General features: G+C 64.0%; 11 protein-coding genes. All 11 read right to left on the reverse strand.

From position 1 onward, the window contains the following. Positions 1-11: 11 nt before the first annotated feature. The gene (locus EGJ22_RS00085) at positions 12-224 is read right to left on the reverse strand and encodes a hypothetical protein (RefSeq protein ID WP_029885263.1); all 213 of its coding nucleotides are present in this window, start codon (positions 222-224) and stop codon (positions 12-14) included. Then, a complete protein-coding gene (locus EGJ22_RS00090) occupies positions 221-691 on the reverse strand; it encodes a hypothetical protein (RefSeq protein WP_033744322.1) in 471 nt (156 codons plus the stop codon). Before EGJ22_RS00090 ends, EGJ22_RS00085 begins: the two co-directional genes overlap by 4 nt. Before the next feature lie 336 nt (positions 692-1,027). Continuing rightward, positions 1,028-1,222, reverse strand: a complete 195-nt coding sequence (locus EGJ22_RS00095) for a hypothetical protein (RefSeq protein ID WP_029885265.1) — start codon at positions 1,220-1,222, stop codon at positions 1,028-1,030. A gap of 177 nt (positions 1,223-1,399) precedes the next feature. Further along, positions 1,400-1,804, reverse strand: a complete 405-nt coding sequence (locus EGJ22_RS00100) for a TraR/DksA family transcriptional regulator (protein WP_003250099.1) — start codon at positions 1,802-1,804, stop codon at positions 1,400-1,402. A 282-nt stretch (positions 1,805-2,086) separates the two neighbouring features. Beyond that, complete coding sequence (locus EGJ22_RS00105; RefSeq protein WP_029885266.1) at positions 2,087-2,860, reverse strand: enoyl-CoA hydratase; 774 nt, start codon at positions 2,858-2,860, stop codon at positions 2,087-2,089. 13 nt (positions 2,861-2,873) lie between these two features. After that, positions 2,874-4,001: an acyl-CoA dehydrogenase gene (locus EGJ22_RS00110; RefSeq protein ID WP_029885267.1), complete on the reverse strand. Its 1,128-nt coding sequence runs from the start codon at positions 3,999-4,001 to the stop codon at positions 2,874-2,876. 8 nt (positions 4,002-4,009) lie between these two features. Next, a complete protein-coding gene (locus EGJ22_RS00115; RefSeq protein ID WP_009684177.1) occupies positions 4,010-5,203 on the reverse strand; it encodes an acetyl-CoA C-acyltransferase in 1,194 nt (397 codons plus the stop codon). An 11-nt stretch (positions 5,204-5,214) separates the two neighbouring features. Then, positions 5,215-5,982, reverse strand: coding sequence for an SDR family NAD(P)-dependent oxidoreductase (locus EGJ22_RS00120; protein WP_029885268.1), 768 nt, complete (start codon positions 5,980-5,982; stop codon positions 5,215-5,217). 14 nt (positions 5,983-5,996) lie between these two features. Further along, positions 5,997-7,643: an AMP-binding protein gene (locus EGJ22_RS00125; RefSeq protein WP_029885269.1), complete on the reverse strand. Its 1,647-nt coding sequence runs from the start codon at positions 7,641-7,643 to the stop codon at positions 5,997-5,999. A 157-nt stretch (positions 7,644-7,800) separates the two neighbouring features. Continuing rightward, entirely contained in the window at positions 7,801-12,294 is a 4,494-nt protein-coding gene (locus EGJ22_RS00130) for an NEL-type E3 ubiquitin ligase domain-containing protein (RefSeq protein WP_029885270.1), read from the reverse strand. A gap of 98 nt (positions 12,295-12,392) precedes the next feature. Next, positions 12,393-16,889 (reverse strand): NEL-type E3 ubiquitin ligase domain-containing protein, encoded by a 4,497-nt coding sequence (locus EGJ22_RS26760; protein WP_064314416.1) that lies wholly within the window; start codon positions 16,887-16,889, stop codon positions 12,393-12,395. Between the last annotated feature and the right edge of the window lie 49 nt (positions 16,890-16,938).

Here is a 16,938-nt window from a genome sequence, read left to right on the forward strand (position 1 = left end):
GGTCTGCCGCCTCACACCTGGCTCAGGCGCTGCAACTCGCGGCGCACCATGGCGGCGTAAGGTGGCGGGCCGAGCCTGTACAGCTCTGCCGCCACCCAGTTCAACCAGGCTCCTTGCAATGCATCGCGCCGGGCCAGCATACGCTGCGCCTCGGCTACGGCAGCCGCATGATGCTGCCGATGAAACTCCGCCCGGCTGGCGGGCGCATCATCAGTTGCAGTCATTCACTGGCCTTGAAGGTGGTCAGCTCGCCCTTGCGCCATTTGGCAACTTTGCCGGTTACCGCCTTCAGCAACTTGCCCAGGCCTTCCTGTATCTGTTGCTGCGCGGCGAATACCAACATGACCCCTTGGCCTTCGCGAAACACGATGCCCTCGCCTTCCGGCACGGAAACGAAAGCGTAATCACCCACGCCATAGACATTCAACTTGATTTCCCGGAAGCGCATTTCCAACTTGCCGCCTTCGCGGCTGGGCAATACGGCAGCGCGGAAATGGTCGCCAACTTTCAGTTCCAGGCGCTGTTTATCGTCTACCACCAACGCACTTTCTGTGTCGATTTCGGCCATGTACAGGCCTTCGGGATTCTGTTCGGTTACATAAATGAAGCGGCCCTGGAACAGTTGGGCCAATTTACCGCGCAAGTCGCCGAGGGCGAACAACGCATGGGTATCAAGTGTGCTGACTGCCAATGAAGTAATCCTCAACCGGTTACAACCCGCCCTCACCCAAGCTCGGGGAGGCACGGCCCTGTCTTATCAATAGGCGAAAAGAGTAATAAAGCGATATACGAAATGTCTGTGCCCGCCGACGATGCAGCGCGCAGGAAACTTTACTCTGGTTTGCCAGATTCGCCTTCAACCGAAGGCGTTTGGCCCATTCCCGGCACGGGAAACGTGATGCCTGAGATCACTCGCCAGAAAACACGGCCAGGGCGTGAGCCTGCAAGAAGGCAAACCCTGGTGCGCATTACTGTAGGACAAATATGCCCGAAAACACTGAAACCCGTCGAGAGGCAAACAACATTTTCAGGCGGCGAGCCCTTTCTTCAGTTGTTGCTGCCAGGCAACCTGGCACTCCAACGCTTCCTCGCGCGTGGCAAAAGCGGTACCGCGCCGCTCACCGTTGACCAGCACCACCCAGCAGACACGCCTGCCCAGTGCCTGCATTGTGGCGGGCACACTTGAACCGATCATCACGGCCACATCGACTCGGCTATACATCATTCCCTCCGGAATTTAAGTAGCACCCTAACGATATAGCCATGATACGCCTGCGCCCAAGGATGAAACAGCGCCGCCCGGTACAGCTGTGTTACGCCTGCAGCAACAAAAACGGGGCGTCAACAAACGCAAAAAGCCCCAGGGATCGCTCCGTGGGGCTCGGCACCGCGCGAGGGGTTACACCTGGCGCTGGTGGCGGTCGAGCTGCTCGTGGCGCTCTTGGGCTTCGATGCAGTATTTGGTGGTCGGGCTGATCAGCAGACGCTTCAGGCCGATGGGCTCACCGCTGTCGTCGCACCAGCCGAAGCTTTCGTCGGCAATACGGTCCAGGGCCATTTCCAGCTGAGGCAGCAGGCGCTGGTCGCGGTCGATGGCATTCACCAGCCAGCTGCGCTCTTCTTCGACCGAAGCCACGTCGGCTGGGTCCGACGGCGTGTCCAGGCCTTCGATGGTGGTGCGGCTGAGCTCGATGCGTTCATGGGTTTCGACTTTCATCGCCTGCAGCAGCTCAGTGAAGAAGGCGAGCTGGTCGGCGTTCATGTAGTCATCGGCCGACATGGCCAGCAACTGTTCCTTGGTCATCGATTTCTCTATGAAAAAATGTGCATTTGGGCGATTCAGGTGCCGCCGACGCCTCGGCATCGGCAACGGAATTCTTCAAGCGCCAATCGGCACTCTTTTACAGGGGGCGGCAGTCTAAGGCGCCACGTCGCGTGGAGCAACTGCAAAAGGCTGCGAATTTGCTTTCCGGCACCAGAATCCGCTGGTCGGTGTCGAGCTGGCAGCTGGGGCCAGCGCCCAGATGGGTTGCGCGCCGAGCGGAGCGAAGCCGCCCAGGCGCGAACAGTTGGTCACCCACTTCAATCAACGGTCGTTGAACTGTGCCTCACGCTTGGCAATGAAAGCGGCCATGCCTTCTTTCTGGTCTTCGGTGGCGAAAGCCGCGTGGAATACACGGCGTTCAAACCGCACACCCTCGCTGAGGGTAACTTCAAACGCCCGGTTGACGCTTTCCTTCAACATCATGCTCACCGGAATCGACTTGCTGGCGATGGTCGCCGCAACTTTCAGTGCCTCCTCCACCAGGTCGGCCTGCGGCACGATCCGCGCCACCAGCCCGGCCCGCTCCGCCTCTTCAGCGCCCATCAGGCGGCCGGTCAGGCACAGCTCCATCGCCTTGGCCTTGCCCACCGCCCGTGTCAGGCGCTGCGTGCCGCCCATGCCCGGCAGTACGCCAAGGTTGATTTCCGGTTGGCCGAATTTGGCATTGTCGGCGGCGAGGATGAAATCGCACATCATCGCCAGCTCACAGCCGCCGCCCAGGGCAAAGCCGGACACCGCAGCAATGATCGGTTTGCGGCGGTTGGCGATGCGGTCGGCATCGCTGAACAGGTCATCGACGTAGATCTGCGGGTATTGCAGCTCGGCCATTTCCTTGATGTCGGCACCCGCGGCAAACGCCTTAGCCGAGCCGGTCAGCACCACACAGCCGATATTGGCATCGCGCTCCAGCTGATCGAGGGCCTGGTTGATTTCGCCGACGATCTGCGCGTTCAGCGCGTTCAGCGCCTGCGGCCGGTTGAGGGTGATCAGGCCGACCTTGCCGTGGATATCCAACAGGATGGTTTCGAATGCCATGCAATCTGCTCCTTCATAGGTTGCGCGCAATGACCATGCGCTGAATGTCGCTGGTGCCTTCGTAAATCTGGCAAACCCGAACGTCGCGGTAAATCCGCTCCAGGGGGAAGTCGCTCAGATAGCCATAACCGCCCAGGGTCTGCAAGGCGTGCGAACAGACCTTTTCGGCCATTTCCGAGGCAAACAGCTTGGCCATTGATGCTTCCACCAGGGCTGGGCGCCCGGCATCGCGTAGCGCAGCGGCGTGCAACACCATCTGCCGGGCCACCGCGATCTGGGTCGCCATATCAGCCAGGCGGAACGCCACCGCCTGGTGCTCGACCAACGCCTTGCCGAAGCTTTGCCGCTCGTTGGCGTAGTCACGCGCCACTTCAAACGCGGCCCGGGCCATGCCCACCGCCTGGGAAGCAATACCGATACGGCCACCTTCAAGGTTGGCCAGGGCGATCTTGTAGCCCTCACCCTCGGCACCCAGCCGGTTGGCCACCGGCACCCGCACATTGTCGAAGACGATCTGGCAGGTGTCGGAAGCATGCTGGCCGAGTTTGTCCTCTACCCGTGCCACCTGGTAGCCGGGTGAATCGGTGGGCACGATGAAGGCGCTGATGCCGCGCTTGCCGGCATCCGGGTCGGTTACGGCAAACACGATCACAATCCCGGCGTTCTGGCCGGAAGTGATGAATTGCTTACTGCCATTGAGCACGTAATGGTCGCCATCCAGACGGGCGCGGGTCTTCAGGCTGCTGGCGTCAGAACCCGCCTGGGGTTCGGTCAGGGCAAAGGCACCGAGCATCGCGCCGCTGGCCAGCGGCGCCAGGAACTGCGCTTTCTGCTGCTCGCTGCCGAAGTGCAGGATCGGCATGCAGCCCACCGAGTTGTGTACGCTCATGATGGTCGAGCACGCGCCATCACCTGCAGCAATCTCCTCCAGGGCCATGGCATAGGCCACGTAGCCGGTGTCGCTGCCACCCCAGGCTTCCGGCACCAGCATGCCGAACAGGCCCAGCTCGGCCATTTCGTCGATCGCCTCCCTGGGGAAGCGGTGCGCCTTGTCCCACTGTTCTGCAAACGGCTTGAGGCGCTCCTGGGCGAAAGCACGGACCGCGTCGCAAATCTGTTGTTGCTCGTCAGTTACCAGCATGGTTCACCTCAGTACAGGCATTCGACCGCCATGGCCGTGGCTTCGCCACCACCGATGCAGATGGCCGCTATACCCCGGCGCAGGTTGTTCTGGCGCAGGGCCGACAGCAACGTCACCAGGATGCGTGCCCCGGATGCCCCGATCGGGTGGCCGAGGGCACAGGCGCCACCGTGGATGTTGACCTTGTCATGGGGCAGGTCGAGGTGTTTCATGGCCGCCAGGGTGACCACGGCGAAGGCTTCGTTGACCTCGAACAGGTCGACCTCGGCCAGTTTCCAGCCCGTGCGCACAAGCAGCTTGTCGATAGCACCGATGGGCGCAGTGGGGAACAAGGCCGGGGTATCGGCGAAGGCCGAATGCCCGTGAATCACCGCCAAAGGCTTGAGCCCCCGCTTGTCGGCTTGGGAGCGGCGCATCAGCACCAGCGCCGCAGCCCCATCAGAGATCGAACTGGCGTTGGCCGCGGTCACCGTACCGCCTTCACGGAAGGCCGGTTTGAGCTGCGCAATCTTGTCCAGCCGCGCCTTCGGCGGCTGTTCGTCGTCCTTGATGACGCGCGTTTGCTTACCCTCGGTGACCTCCACCGGAATGATCTCGGCGGCAAAACGGCCACGCTTGATCGCGTCCTGGGCGCGGGTCAGCGAGGCGATGGCAAACTGGTCCTGGGCCTCGCGGCTGAAGCCGTTGGCCTGGGCACAGTCTTCAGCAAAGGTGCCCATCAGGCGGCCCTTGTCGTAGGCATCTTCCAGGCCATCCATGAACATGTGGTCGATGATCTTGCCATGGCCCATGCGGTAACCACCGCGGGCCTTGTCCAGCAGGTAGGGGGCGTTGGTCATGCTTTCCATGCCACCGGCCACCACCACCTCGGCGGTGCCCGCCAGCAGCAGGTCATGGGCCATGATCGCGGCCTGCATGCCCGAACCGCACATCTTGTTCAGGGTGGTGCAGGTGGTGTGCTTGTCCAACCCGGCACCCAGCGCCGCCTGACGCGCCGGGGCCTGGCCCTGGCCGGCCGGCAGGACGCAGCCGAACAGCACCTGCTCGACACTGGCGGCATCGATGCCGGCGCGCTCGACTGCGCCACGGATGGCGGCACTGCCCAGTTGCGGCGCGGTCAGGCTCTTGAGGTCGCCTTGCAGGCCACCCATGGGCGTGCGCACGGCGCTGACGATCACAATCGGGTCATTGCTGAGGGTCATGGTCATCCTCCTTATTTAGCAGCCATGCGCAACGCACCGTCGAGGCGGATCACCTCACCGTTGAGCATGCTGTTCTCGATGATGTGCCGCGCCAGCGCGGCATATTCCTGCGGGCGGCCCAGGCGTGGCGGGAACGGCACCCCAGCGGCGAGGGAAGCGCGTACGTCTTCGCTCATGCCGGCCATCATCGGTGTTTCGAAGATGCCCGGGGCGATCGTCATCACACGGATACCGAAGCGGGCCAGTTCGCGGGCTACCGGCAAGGTCAGGCTGGCGATGGCGCCCTTGGACGCGGCATAGGCCGCCTGGCCGATCTGGCCATCATACGCCGCGATGGAGGCGGTGTTGATGATCACGCCACGCTCGCCATCCTCGCCGGCAACGCCTTCAGCCATGGCGGCGGCAGCCAGGCGCAGCAGGTTGAAGCTGCCGACCAGGTTGACGTTGATCACCTTGGCGAAGCTGGCCAGGCCATGCGGCCCCTGTTTGCCCAGCACTTTCTCGGCGCCTACGATACCGGCGCAGTTGATCAGCCCGTGGAGGCTACCGAACGCACTGACGGTTGCATCGACTGCTGCCTGGGCAGCCTGCTCGTCGCTGATGTCAGCCACCGCGAAACGGGCATGCTCGCCCAGTTCACGCGCCTTGGCCTCAACGGCCTGGGCATTGAGGTCAACCAGCATGACCTTGGCACCCGCCTCCATCAGCATCTGCGCAGTGGCAGCGCCCAGCCCGGATGCCGCGCCGCTGACGATGAAGTGTTTGTTCGCTATTTGCATGGTCGGTTTTCCTTTCAGGCGCTGGCAGGGGTGGCCTGCGGCGCTTGTTGTTTGGCGACTTCCTGGTTGCGCAGGATGAAGCGTTGCAGCTTGCCGCTCGGGGTCTTGGGCAGGTCGCTGACGAATTCGATTTCGCGGGGGTAGGCGTGCGCGTACAGGCGCTGACGCACATGCTGACGCAATGCCTCTTGAAGTTCGGGGGTGCCGTGATAGCCGCTGGCCAACACCACGAACGCCTTGATCAACTCGGTGCGCTCCGGATCCGGCTTGCCGATCACCGCAGCCTCGATCACTGCCGGGTGTTCGATCAACGCGCTTTCCACGTCGAAAGGGCCAACACGGTAACCAGAGGTGGTGATCACATCGTCACTACGCCCGACGAAGCTGATGCTGCCGTTGCGGTTCAACTCGACAGTATCGCCGCTCAGGTAGTACTTGCCGACAAAGGCCTTGGTCGGCAAACCCTGGTAGCCAGCGAACCAGCATAGCGGCGACCGCTCGCGGTCGACCGCGAGAATGCCTGGCTCGCCGGCCGGCAGCTCGCGCCCCTGCTCGTCCAGCACCACGATCCGATGGCCCGGGATGGCGAAGCCGGCCGAGCCCGGGTGCACCGGGTGCTGCAGGCCATGATGGTTGCACAGCACCATGCCCAGTTCGGTCTGCCCGTAGTGGTCGTGGATGGTCACCCCCAATTCGTCGGCAAACCAGCGAATCACTTCCGGGTTCAGCGGCTCACCGGCACTGCTGACAACGCGCAGGCGGCCTTTGATAGGTGCCGCGAAGGCATCGCCGGCCGCGATCAGCAAACGGTAAGCGGTGGGCGACCCGGCCAGGTTGGTGATGCCCAGCGTTTCGATCACCCGCACACAGCTTTCGACACTGAACGGGCCATCGTAGAAGGTGGTGGCATGCCCCAGGGACAGCGGCCCGGTGACGGCGTAGTACAAGCCATAGGCCCAGCCGGGGTCGGCCAGGTTCCAGAAGTTGTCTTCGCGGCGCAGGTCGATGGCATCGCGCATGTAGCCCTGGAAGGCGACGATGGCACGCAACGGTACTTCCAGCGGCTTGGCCGGGCCGGTGGTACCGGACGTGAACATCAGCAGGAACGGGTCGTCGCCCGAGCGCATCACAGGCTCGCATTCAGGCGCGGCGCCGGCCAGGCACTGCTGGAAATCCAGTTCGCCACTGCGGGCGTTCACCGTGATGACCGTCGGGCAGGCGTGTACATCGTCCAGCTTGCCCCGGTTGACGCTGTCTGTGACAACGACACGGGCGCGGGACTGTTCAAGACGGTGCTCGATGGCCTTGGGCCCGAAGGCGGTGAACAAGGGCTGGTACACCGCCCCGATGCGCCAGGTGGCCAGGATGCTGACCAGCAACTCGGGGGTGCGTGGCAACAGCCCCGCCACCCTGTCGCCCGCCTGCACGCCTTGCGCCTTGAGCACATTGGCGAACCGGGCGGCCAGCATGTGCAATTGCTCGAAGCTGTAGCGGGCAGTGTGGCCATCGCGATCGACATGCAGCAGTGCCACCTTGCCATGGCCTAGGTGGCGGTCACAGCACTCGACACACGCGTTAAGGGTTTCGAGGTTGCCGTGCAGTGCCCCAGCTACGGTGTTGCCAAGCTCGAACAGGCGGACAGCCTCGGCGTAATCACGCATCGTCGGACTCCTGGTTTGTTGTTTTTGGAGTTAACCATCGGTCCGACGATGTTCGCGCCGCGCGTCACCCGCGGCAATGGCCAAAGCTGTCAATCTGGGTGACCGGTTTGGCCGTGCGCAGGCCGTGCAATGCGCTCGCGCGCTACCCTGCGGCGGGTCAAGCCCTGTTCAGGCGTTCCCGGGTCAAGCGCAGGGCCAATGCTTCCAGCGCCTCCTGGCGGTCGCGCATCAGTGTTCGGGCCTGGGCGTCGTAGGCACCACTGCCCAACTGCTGCATACGCTCTTCCAGCGCCTCCATGGCCTGCTCGAATTGCTGCTGGATCAGGGCGAAGTCCTGTGGGTGTTCGGCGCGCAACACCTCAATCCAGAAGTCCCGCTGGCTGATGTAGCGCGTGATGTCTTCACTCGCCTCCCCTGCCAGCACTGCGTTGCAGGCACGCTCCAGGTCGGCTTCAGAGACCACGGCCAACGCACCGAACAGCATGTACCGTGGCTGGCCGATCAGGTTCAAGCGTTCAGCCAGCCCTGTGCGGTAGGCCAGGCTGACCTCGACTTCCTCTTCGGCATGATCGCCGCGCTGCCAACGGCCATCCGCGTAGCGGCTGTTGATGTCCGCCCTGGCCAGTGCCAGTACGGTGTCAAGGCGGTACAGGCGCCGTGCCAGCAACAGCCGCGCATCACGGGTAGCCACAGGCTCACCGCCCTGGGTGGCGTGCAGTACCTGGTACCGGACCTCCAGGTTGCTGAAGCAATTGGCGAGATTGTCGGCGCAGGCACGTGGTTCGTCGGCCAGCGCGAACAAGGCTTCGCGCAGGTCGCGGTCCACCGACAGCGCCTCGACCAGGGTCCACACCCTGGCGCCTAATTGTTCAGGCGCAAGGCGGAACTCGGCACTCTGGGTCATGCCCACCAGCAGTTCGAAGAATGCATCACTGCCCGGTTCACTGCGCAAGGCCTGCCACTGCTCGCGGCCCACGGCCTGGTCAGCCTCTGCGCGCGTGCCCAGCCATGCGTGCATGGCCTGCGCTTCTGCACCTTCGCCAAGCATGAGCGGGACGGGCACGATTTCAGGTGCATACAGTTGCTCGCGCAACGCAGTGGGCAGCGCGTTGCCTTCCACGTCCACGACTTGCCTCACCGCGGCCGGGGCGTCGAGCAATGCCTGGGGCAGCTCGGCAATCTGGTTGTCGCGCAGATCGGCATACTCCAGGCGCGCGCACCATTGCAGGCCTGAAGGCATGCTGGTCAGCCCGGTACGCCGCAAGCGCAGCCGCTGCAGCCGGTGCAGCCCCGATACATCCAACTGTAGAGCGCCCAGCGGGTTGTCGTTCAGGTCCAGTCGGCGCAAATTGACGCAGCGCAACAACGCAGCCACTTGCCCGGCGCTGGGGCGGATGTTGTTGTTGCGCAGTATCAGCTGGGTCAGCTCGGGCATCTCTTCAAGGCCCTCAGGTAGCTCACGCAGGGCATTGTCGCTCAGGTCGAGCGTGCGCAGGTGCCGGAAGCAGCCCAGGAAACCAGGGGGCAGCGCAGGAACGTGCAAACCTGCCAGTGTCAGTTCCGCCACATGGCCAAAGCTGCTGCCCTGCGGCAACGTCGGCAACTCCCCTACCGCCATGTCAGCCACGTGCAGCCGCAGGCCGACCGGGTTGTTTTGCGCATCGAACACCCGCTCACCTTCCAGCCGCCAGGCGCGGAGCAATGCAGAGGCCAACCGCCGGCGCGCATGCCGGGCCGGGCCCATGACGCGGAACATCCAGCGCTGCAGCTCTTCGTTAAGGCGCCGGAATTCCTGTTCCTGCAACAACAGGCTGTCGAAGGGCGAGCCGTCGATCTCCGCCATGATCCCCAGGTAACGATCGACATCGTCATCACTGAACGACGGGTAAAGCCCACGCAGGCGGTTGCGCAATATCTGCTCGATTGACGATGCGGAAGGTAGTCTGCTGGCGCCGCCGCCGAGCAGGTAACCCAGGCGCCCGTCAGGCAAGCGTCGCATCGAGGTGCCCAGCGCCCGCGCTTCACGCCACCCAAGCAGCTTCAGCAGGTCCGAGGAACGCTCAGGTATCGCGCCTTGCAGGGCCAGGCGCAAGCTGTCGGCAGCAGCCCCACCCGTGGTACCCAGGCGCTGGCGAGACGCGCTCGGCAGGCACGCCGCCAGGACCTCAAACAGCCCAGCGGGTTCTGCCACCTCCCGTTCGGCAGGCAGGCCCTGTTCGTCATACAGGGTAAAGGCCCCGTCGCGCCAGACCATGACCAGCGTCTGCTGGCTGCCCGCCTGGGGCAGCAACCGTTCCTGCAAAGGGCCGAACACTGAGCGGTCCCGCAACTCAAGGTTGAGCATGCTTTGCGCAGACCCCTGCCGACGCAGCAGGGCAAACGCCAGCGCGACCGCATCGGGGTGATAGCTGCAGCGCAGGTAGAACGCCTCGCGCGCCCTTGTCAGGCGGGCCAGTTGCAACGAGGCACGGGCCTGTTGCGCCAAGCCCAGGGGGACCCGGCCGGTGCTTTCCATCTGCGCCCGCATGGCATCGCTGGCGTGGCTCAGCACGTCGAGCGTGTAGGCGTGCGGCAAGCCGGGATAGTCGCGCGCCAGCAGGCTTTGCAAAGTGTCTGCACCGAGGTGGCAACACGAGAAATACTCGAACATCCCTTCGCGCAGGCTCTGCGCATGCAACGCGATCTGCGCGAGCTGGGCAGGCAGCGTATCCGCGTCTATATCCAGCTCATGCACGCACCACTGCAACAGCTCGGTATCGTTCACGGTGGTATCGAGCTGCTGGAAAAACGTTACGATCCTGGCATCCACCGCAAACCGCTCGAGGGTGTCGCGCAGCTGAACCGGAAGGGGCCGCTCCTCAACCAGCAAACCGCGCAGAAAAGCCTCGTCGACATCGGCCACTTTCAGTATCTGCGTCAATCGCTCTGGGGCAAGTGACTGTGCGGCCGGCCACAATCGCGCCAGCAGACGTGCAGTGCCCTGCCATTCCAATGGCCGTTCGGTCACCAGGCGCCAGGCGCGCTCGCCATTGGTTTGCAAGGCTGGCCCGTAAACATCGGGACCCTCCCGGTGCAACAACCGCCAGGTACCGTTGCGATCCTCGCGCACGCTGTACAATGCCTCATCGCAACGCCACCAATGGCCGCTGCCATCGGTCAACAGACCGTTCTCCAGCGTGGTCAATGGCGCTGCTGGCAGCGCCTGGCGGTAAGGGGCCAGGTCATCGTGCCACAAGCGTGCCTGGCCCGCCTCGTTGGTCACCGGGTGCAGTTGCCCGACAAAGGCGCTGTGCAAGGCATAGGCCCCGCCAAGCACAGCGCCGTTGACCGCCAGCGAGGTGGCCACCTGCATCATGTGCTGCAAGGCTTCGTGCTGATGGCCCTGGCTCCAGTCACTGAAACCTTCGAACACCTGCCCCAGCAGTTGCCTTGCCATGTCGGCCATCAACAGCGTGCCAACCACCGGCACGAACAACCCGGCCAGGTTGAGCAACACCTCGCCGACGCCCTCCAGGGCACGCAACCGCTCAGCCGCAGCTTCGCTATCAGCCTGTTCGGTGGGCACCGCCAGGTATTGGGCATCGGCCTTGATGCGCTGAATGTGCCAGGCGGCCATCTGCTCGAAGATGGGCGTCGACGTCGAGAGCCTGCGCGGTTGCAGATCAGGTTCGTCGTCTAGCAGGCGTGTGGCGAGCAACGCCTGGTAACCGGCACGCTCGCTGAGCGCAATCCGCCGTGCAAACGCGCTGCGGTACTGGGGAGCAGCCATTGCCGCAACCAGTGCGCGGTTGGCGGTGGGCCAGTCAGGGTAGTACTGCAGTGGCCGAGCCTGATCATCCGGCAGGTACAACAGCACCCCTTTGAGCATCAGCAACCGCCCCGCCCCACTGACCGCAATCGACCACGAATCGAGCAGTTCAATGACCAAGGCGCCGTCCACCCGGCAACCCAGCACCTGCAGCCCGCCCACCCGTACATAATGGCTGCCCGGGTGCGTAGGGGTGTCGCCACGACCCAGTTGGCGCAGCATCCGCACTTCATTGATCTTGAGCTGCCCTTTGAGGGTGGCAATTTCTGTAGCCAGCGCCAGTTCCAGGCGCTTGTCCAAGGCCAGGTCGCGTTCAAAGGCCGCGTTCATGATCGCTGCCAGATGCCCCTGGTAGGCCTTGCCGATATCGGCTTCCCGGCAAGCGGCCACGACCGCGTCGATAGTTGCAGGCAGGGCTTGTTCTTCACGCTCGGGCGCAATGGGCGGCCGTACCAGCGCGGTCTGCTCGAAGAACGACTCCCTGGGCTTGAAGTTCTGTAACAGCTTTTCCAGCGCAGGCACCCTGACGAAGTACGATTCGAACTGGCGGATGCCGCCAAGGTCCACACGCAGGCGCCGGCGCTCTTCACGCCAGGTCAGCCGATCAAGCGGTACACCAAGGCCCAGGGCACCGTTCAGGCGCGCCTCGGCAAACGCCATCAGTGGCTGCAGGTGTTCGGTAGCACTGCTGAGTGTGCGCTGGCTGGCGAGGTGCGCATCCAGTGCAGACTGCAGCGCAGCAAGGCCGACAGGGCTGGCCTTGCTGAGCCAATCAGGCAAGCGGTTGGCAATGAAGCGCTCTACCGGGTGTTGGAGCCAGGGTTTTACAGGTTGCGAGGGCATGTCAGTGTTCCTTGACGGGGATCATGACCCCCGACTGTGCCGCCTTCGCCAGCGGCGATGGCAGCAGGAAACGATCGCCTGCCGCCAACGCCCGGCAGTCACCCCGAAGCGCGCTCAGTCCTACTGCCCGACCCCATGGGCAGGTCCATCGCCTCGCGGGTCAAACGCAACAGCAACGCTTCGATCGCCGCCTTGCGCTCTTGCGCCAGCCTGTCGAAATCGCGCAGGTAGGCGCCTTCATTGGCCGCCTCCGTGCTCAGCCCCTCCATGCGGCCCCAGTAAGGCGCTTCCACGGCATTGAACGCTGCTGGTTGTTCGCGCCGTAGGTACTCCTGCCAGAAATCACGTTGCGCGATGAAGCGGGGCAACTGCTCGGTAGCCTCCGCTTCACGCACCGTTGCAGCCGCTGCAGCCAGTTGCTGCCGGCTGACGGCGGCGATGGTCTCGAACTGCATCGTTCTCGGCTGCCCTGGCAGGTCCAGCTCTTGAGCCAGGCCGGTGCGATACGCCAGGCTGACCTCGACTTCATCGACATGCTGCCCTTGCGCCAGGCGCGCCTTCACATCCTCTCGGGCCAGGCGCTCCACCTGTTCCAGACGAAACAACTGCCTGGCCACACGCAATCGGGTGAGCCGTGCGGCCACGGGTTCAGCCTGTTGCAATGACTGGCGCAGATACAAGCGCACTTCCAAGGCACTGAAACAGCTCGCGACGCTGTCGGCACAGGTTCGCGGGTCGGCAGCCAGGTTGAACAGTTCTTCGCGCAACACCGTGTCGTTCTGCATCGCCTCCAGCATGCGCCACACACGCCGCCCCAGGTCATCGGGAATGACCTGATAATCGCGCGTGTCGGTCAGCTCCGTCAGCAACCGGAAGAACGCATCGCTGCCTTCTTCACGCTGAACGCCATCCCACCGGGCCTCACTGAAACCCCGCTGCGGCGCAGCGACCAACGCCAGCCAACGCTCGCGTGCGGTGGCGATGGCCAGCAAAGGCTCGTCAACGGCAGCCTCCACTGCGCCTGCGGCCCGCATGCGCTGCCTGACGGCATTCGACAGCGGGTTACCCGATAATTGCACCGCCAGCCGCAACCCCTCAGGCGCTTCCAGCAGCGGCTCTGGCAGTGCACCGATATGGTTGTCGCGCAAATCCGCGAGCTCCAGCAAACGGCAGCGGTGCAACTGCGCAGGTACCGTCTGCAAGTTGGCGCCGCGCATGTGCAGCTCGCGCAGGCGCCCCAAGGTGTCCAACTGCAGCGCAATGGCGCCCAGGGGGTTGTGATTCAGATCGAGGACACGCAGGCGCGTCAGGCTGCCGAGGGTTGCAACACCCGCCGCCGTCATGCGGATCTGGTTGCCCGCCAGGCTGAGGTTGGTCAGGTGCGACAGGTGCCTGAGCTCGGCAGGCACCTCGCTCAGGCGATTGCCACTCATGTTCAACCAGCGCAGTTGGGTGAAACAGCGCAGGAAGCTGGCCGGCACATGCTCCACGGCCAGGTCGCTGAGTATCAGTTCAGCAAGATGGTTGAAATCGGTGCCTGCGGGCAGCTCCGGCAGGCTGCGCAAGGGTACGCCCGTCAGGCTCAGGCGCATGCCCTGAGACTCGCCGTGCTGGTCGACGATCCGCTCGCCGATCAGGCGCCAGCTGCGTCGCAGTTCGCCTGCAGCAGACAGCCGCGCCGCCTGGCTGGCACTGTTGCGAGTACCCTCCACCCACCGTGTCAACGCGTCGCTGAACCTGCGGTACTGTTGTTCCTGCAGCAACAGATTGCAGAACGCCGAACCTGGCCGCTCCAGCAGCAGCTCCAGAAAGGTCTCCACTTCCTCTTCATTGAAACCTGGATAGAGGCTTCGAATGCGGGTACGCAACACGCGCTGGCTGAAGTTACCCGCTGCGCCCCTGCCGCTGAGCACGTAGCCGACCCGGCCATCGGGCAGGCGCCGAACAGGGTTTGGCGGCACGCCAACGTCACTGGCACCCAGTAATTTCAACAGCGCAGCACGCCCCTGCGGTAGCCAGCGTTGCAGGGCCAGGCGCAGTGCACTGTACGCCTGGTCGCCCTGCCAACCCAGGCGTTGCCTGTCTGCCGTGGGCAGGCAGGCCAGCAGCGCTTCGTAGAATTCAAGCGGCCGCTGCGCGCTGGCCTGTAGCTCGGTACCGGCCACGTCATACAGGCGGTAGTGGCCCTCCTGCCGGACCATCACCACGTTGGCGGCGGTTTGTTCCGGCCCAGGCAGTTGCGCCAGCCGACGACCCGCAAGCGACCCCTCACGCAGCTCCACCTGCGCTGTTGCCGGCCACTTGGCATGCTCGCGCAACAGGCTGAACACCAACTCGTCCAGGCCGGGGTGATGGCTGCCAGCCAGAAACAGCCCTTCACGCATGCGCGTCAGCCTGGCCACCTGCAACAGCTCGCGGGCCTGCTGCGCCACCGCCAACGGCAGGCGCGCCTGGGTGCGCAGGATGACCCGCTGCTCGGTCGAGATATGCCGCAGAACCTCCAACACGTAGGCGTCAGGTAAGCCCGGAAAATCGCGGCGTATGAGCCAGGCCTGGGCGTCTGCCTCCAGATAGCGGCAGCCCAGGTAGTCCAGCAGCCGTGGGCGCAGGCTGGCCGCATGCCGGGTAACCTGCACCACCTGCTCATCCCGCGGCAGCGCTTGCAGGCCAAGGGCGTCCAGGCACCATTGCCACAGCTGACCGTCCGCACTGCCCACCTGGGCGAAGAAACGCTCGATTCTTTCACCTGCAGCAAAGCGCTCCAACGTGTCACGTAACACAACCGGCATCGGACGCTTCTCCACCAGCAAGCCACGCAAATGCTCCTCGGATACGTCGGCAACCCTGAGCACCTGCGCAACGCGCGCCGAGCCCAATGATGATGCAGGCCACAGGCGCTGCAGCAGCCTCTGGGCGCCTTGCCATTCCAGCGGCCGTTCGCTGGCCAGTTGCCAGGAGGCTTCAGCGTTCCACTCCAGGGCAGGGCCGAAGGCCGTGTCATCGGTGACGTCCTGCAAGCGCCAAGGGCCATGCTCACCCTGCGCCCGTACCCGCCAGTAGCTACCGTCGTGGTACCACCAGTGCCGAACCCCATCGCTCAGCAGGCCATTGTTCAGTTCGCGCAGCGTTCCGCTCGGCCGCGCGCTCTGGTAACGCGTCAGGTCGTTAGACCAAAGCCGTTGCTGCCCTGCATCGTTGGTGACGGGCTCCAGGCCATCGACAAAAGTACTGCGCACGAAGCCACGCGCCACCACCGTGGCGCCACCGGCAACCGCCGCCGTTACCGCCAGGTTCTCCGCCACCCCCAGCAAATGCTCGATAGCCTCATGCTGATGGCCCAGGCTCCAGTGCCTGGCCCCTTCGTAAACCTCCGACAAGGTCTGCACGACCATGTCGGCAAGCAGCAATGCGCCAACCGTCGGCACGAACAACCCCGCCAGGTTGAGCAGTGCCAGCCCTGCCGACGCCAACGCGTGCTCACGTGCCAGCGTCTGGCTGGAATCGGCATCAGCGGTGGGCACCGCCAGGAACCGCGCATCCTCGCGAATCCGTTGCAACTGCTGTAACGCCAGGCCTTCGAACCGTCCCTGCGGCAAGTTGGCGAAGGTCGGCTCCAGGTCAGGTTCATCATCGGCCAGCCGCTTGGCCAGGGTGGCGACGAACCCTGCCCGCTCATGTAATGCAATGCGTTCCACCAGCGCCGCATACCGAGCGGGATCCTTGAACATCTCGACCAGCTCGAAGTTCACCACACGCCAGGAGACCAAGTGCCGGAAGGCAGCGTGGGCATCGTCCGACAGCACCAGTTGCACACTGCCGGCATACCGCTGGTTGTGGTTGGCAACCTCAACCACCAGTGCCCCGTGCACCGTGCAACCCAGCACCTGCAACGGGCCGCAGCGCACGGTGCGGCCGTTTGAAAGGGCAGTTCTGCGGCCTGCCACTATATCGCGCACTATCTGTACATCCTCTGCTGGCAGAAGCCCGCGGGTGGCGGCTATCTCCAGTTGCAAGGCCAGGGTTCGGCGCAGGCTGGTGGCCAGCGTCTGCTCAAAGGCAGGGGTGAACAACCGGGCCAGGTGTTCCTGGTAGCGTGCGCCCACATCGGTACTGCGGCAGGCCTCTACAATCCGTGCCGCATCATCGAGGGCCACCCGTTCCGGCACGTCGGTAGCGGGGTCTGCGGGGTATACCAGTGCCGTCTCCAGATAAAAGGATTCGCCGCTGGCAAAGTTTTGCATCAACCTCTGCAATGCCGGCACCCTCACGAAGTAGGACTCATCCGTGGGCAATTTTCCTGGCTCGACCTTGAACCTGCGCCGCTGCTCGCGCCATTCCAAGCGGTCAAGATCCAGCAGCGCGCCGCCTTCCCGGTGAAGGCCCTGCGTCAGCAAGCGGCGGGCAAACGCATCGATCGGCTGCAACTGCCGGAGTACAGCCGACATTTCAGCCTGGCTTGTGAGGTAGGCGCTATAGGCATCGCGCAGCGCCATGATTTGTGAGGCGCTGGCCCGCCTCAACCAATCAGGCAGTATCTGGCTGATGAAATCATCCGTCGCGCGTTCGAGCTTGGGGTGCAGGGGTGCCTGTGGCATGAAGGGGTGCTCCTTTGGCTGGAAACCCCCGACGCTGACGCATTGGCGC

It is taken from the genome of Pseudomonas sp. p99-361, assembly GCF_003935475.1.
GTDB classification, from domain to species: Bacteria; Pseudomonadota; Gammaproteobacteria; order Pseudomonadales; family Pseudomonadaceae; genus Aquipseudomonas; species Aquipseudomonas juntendi.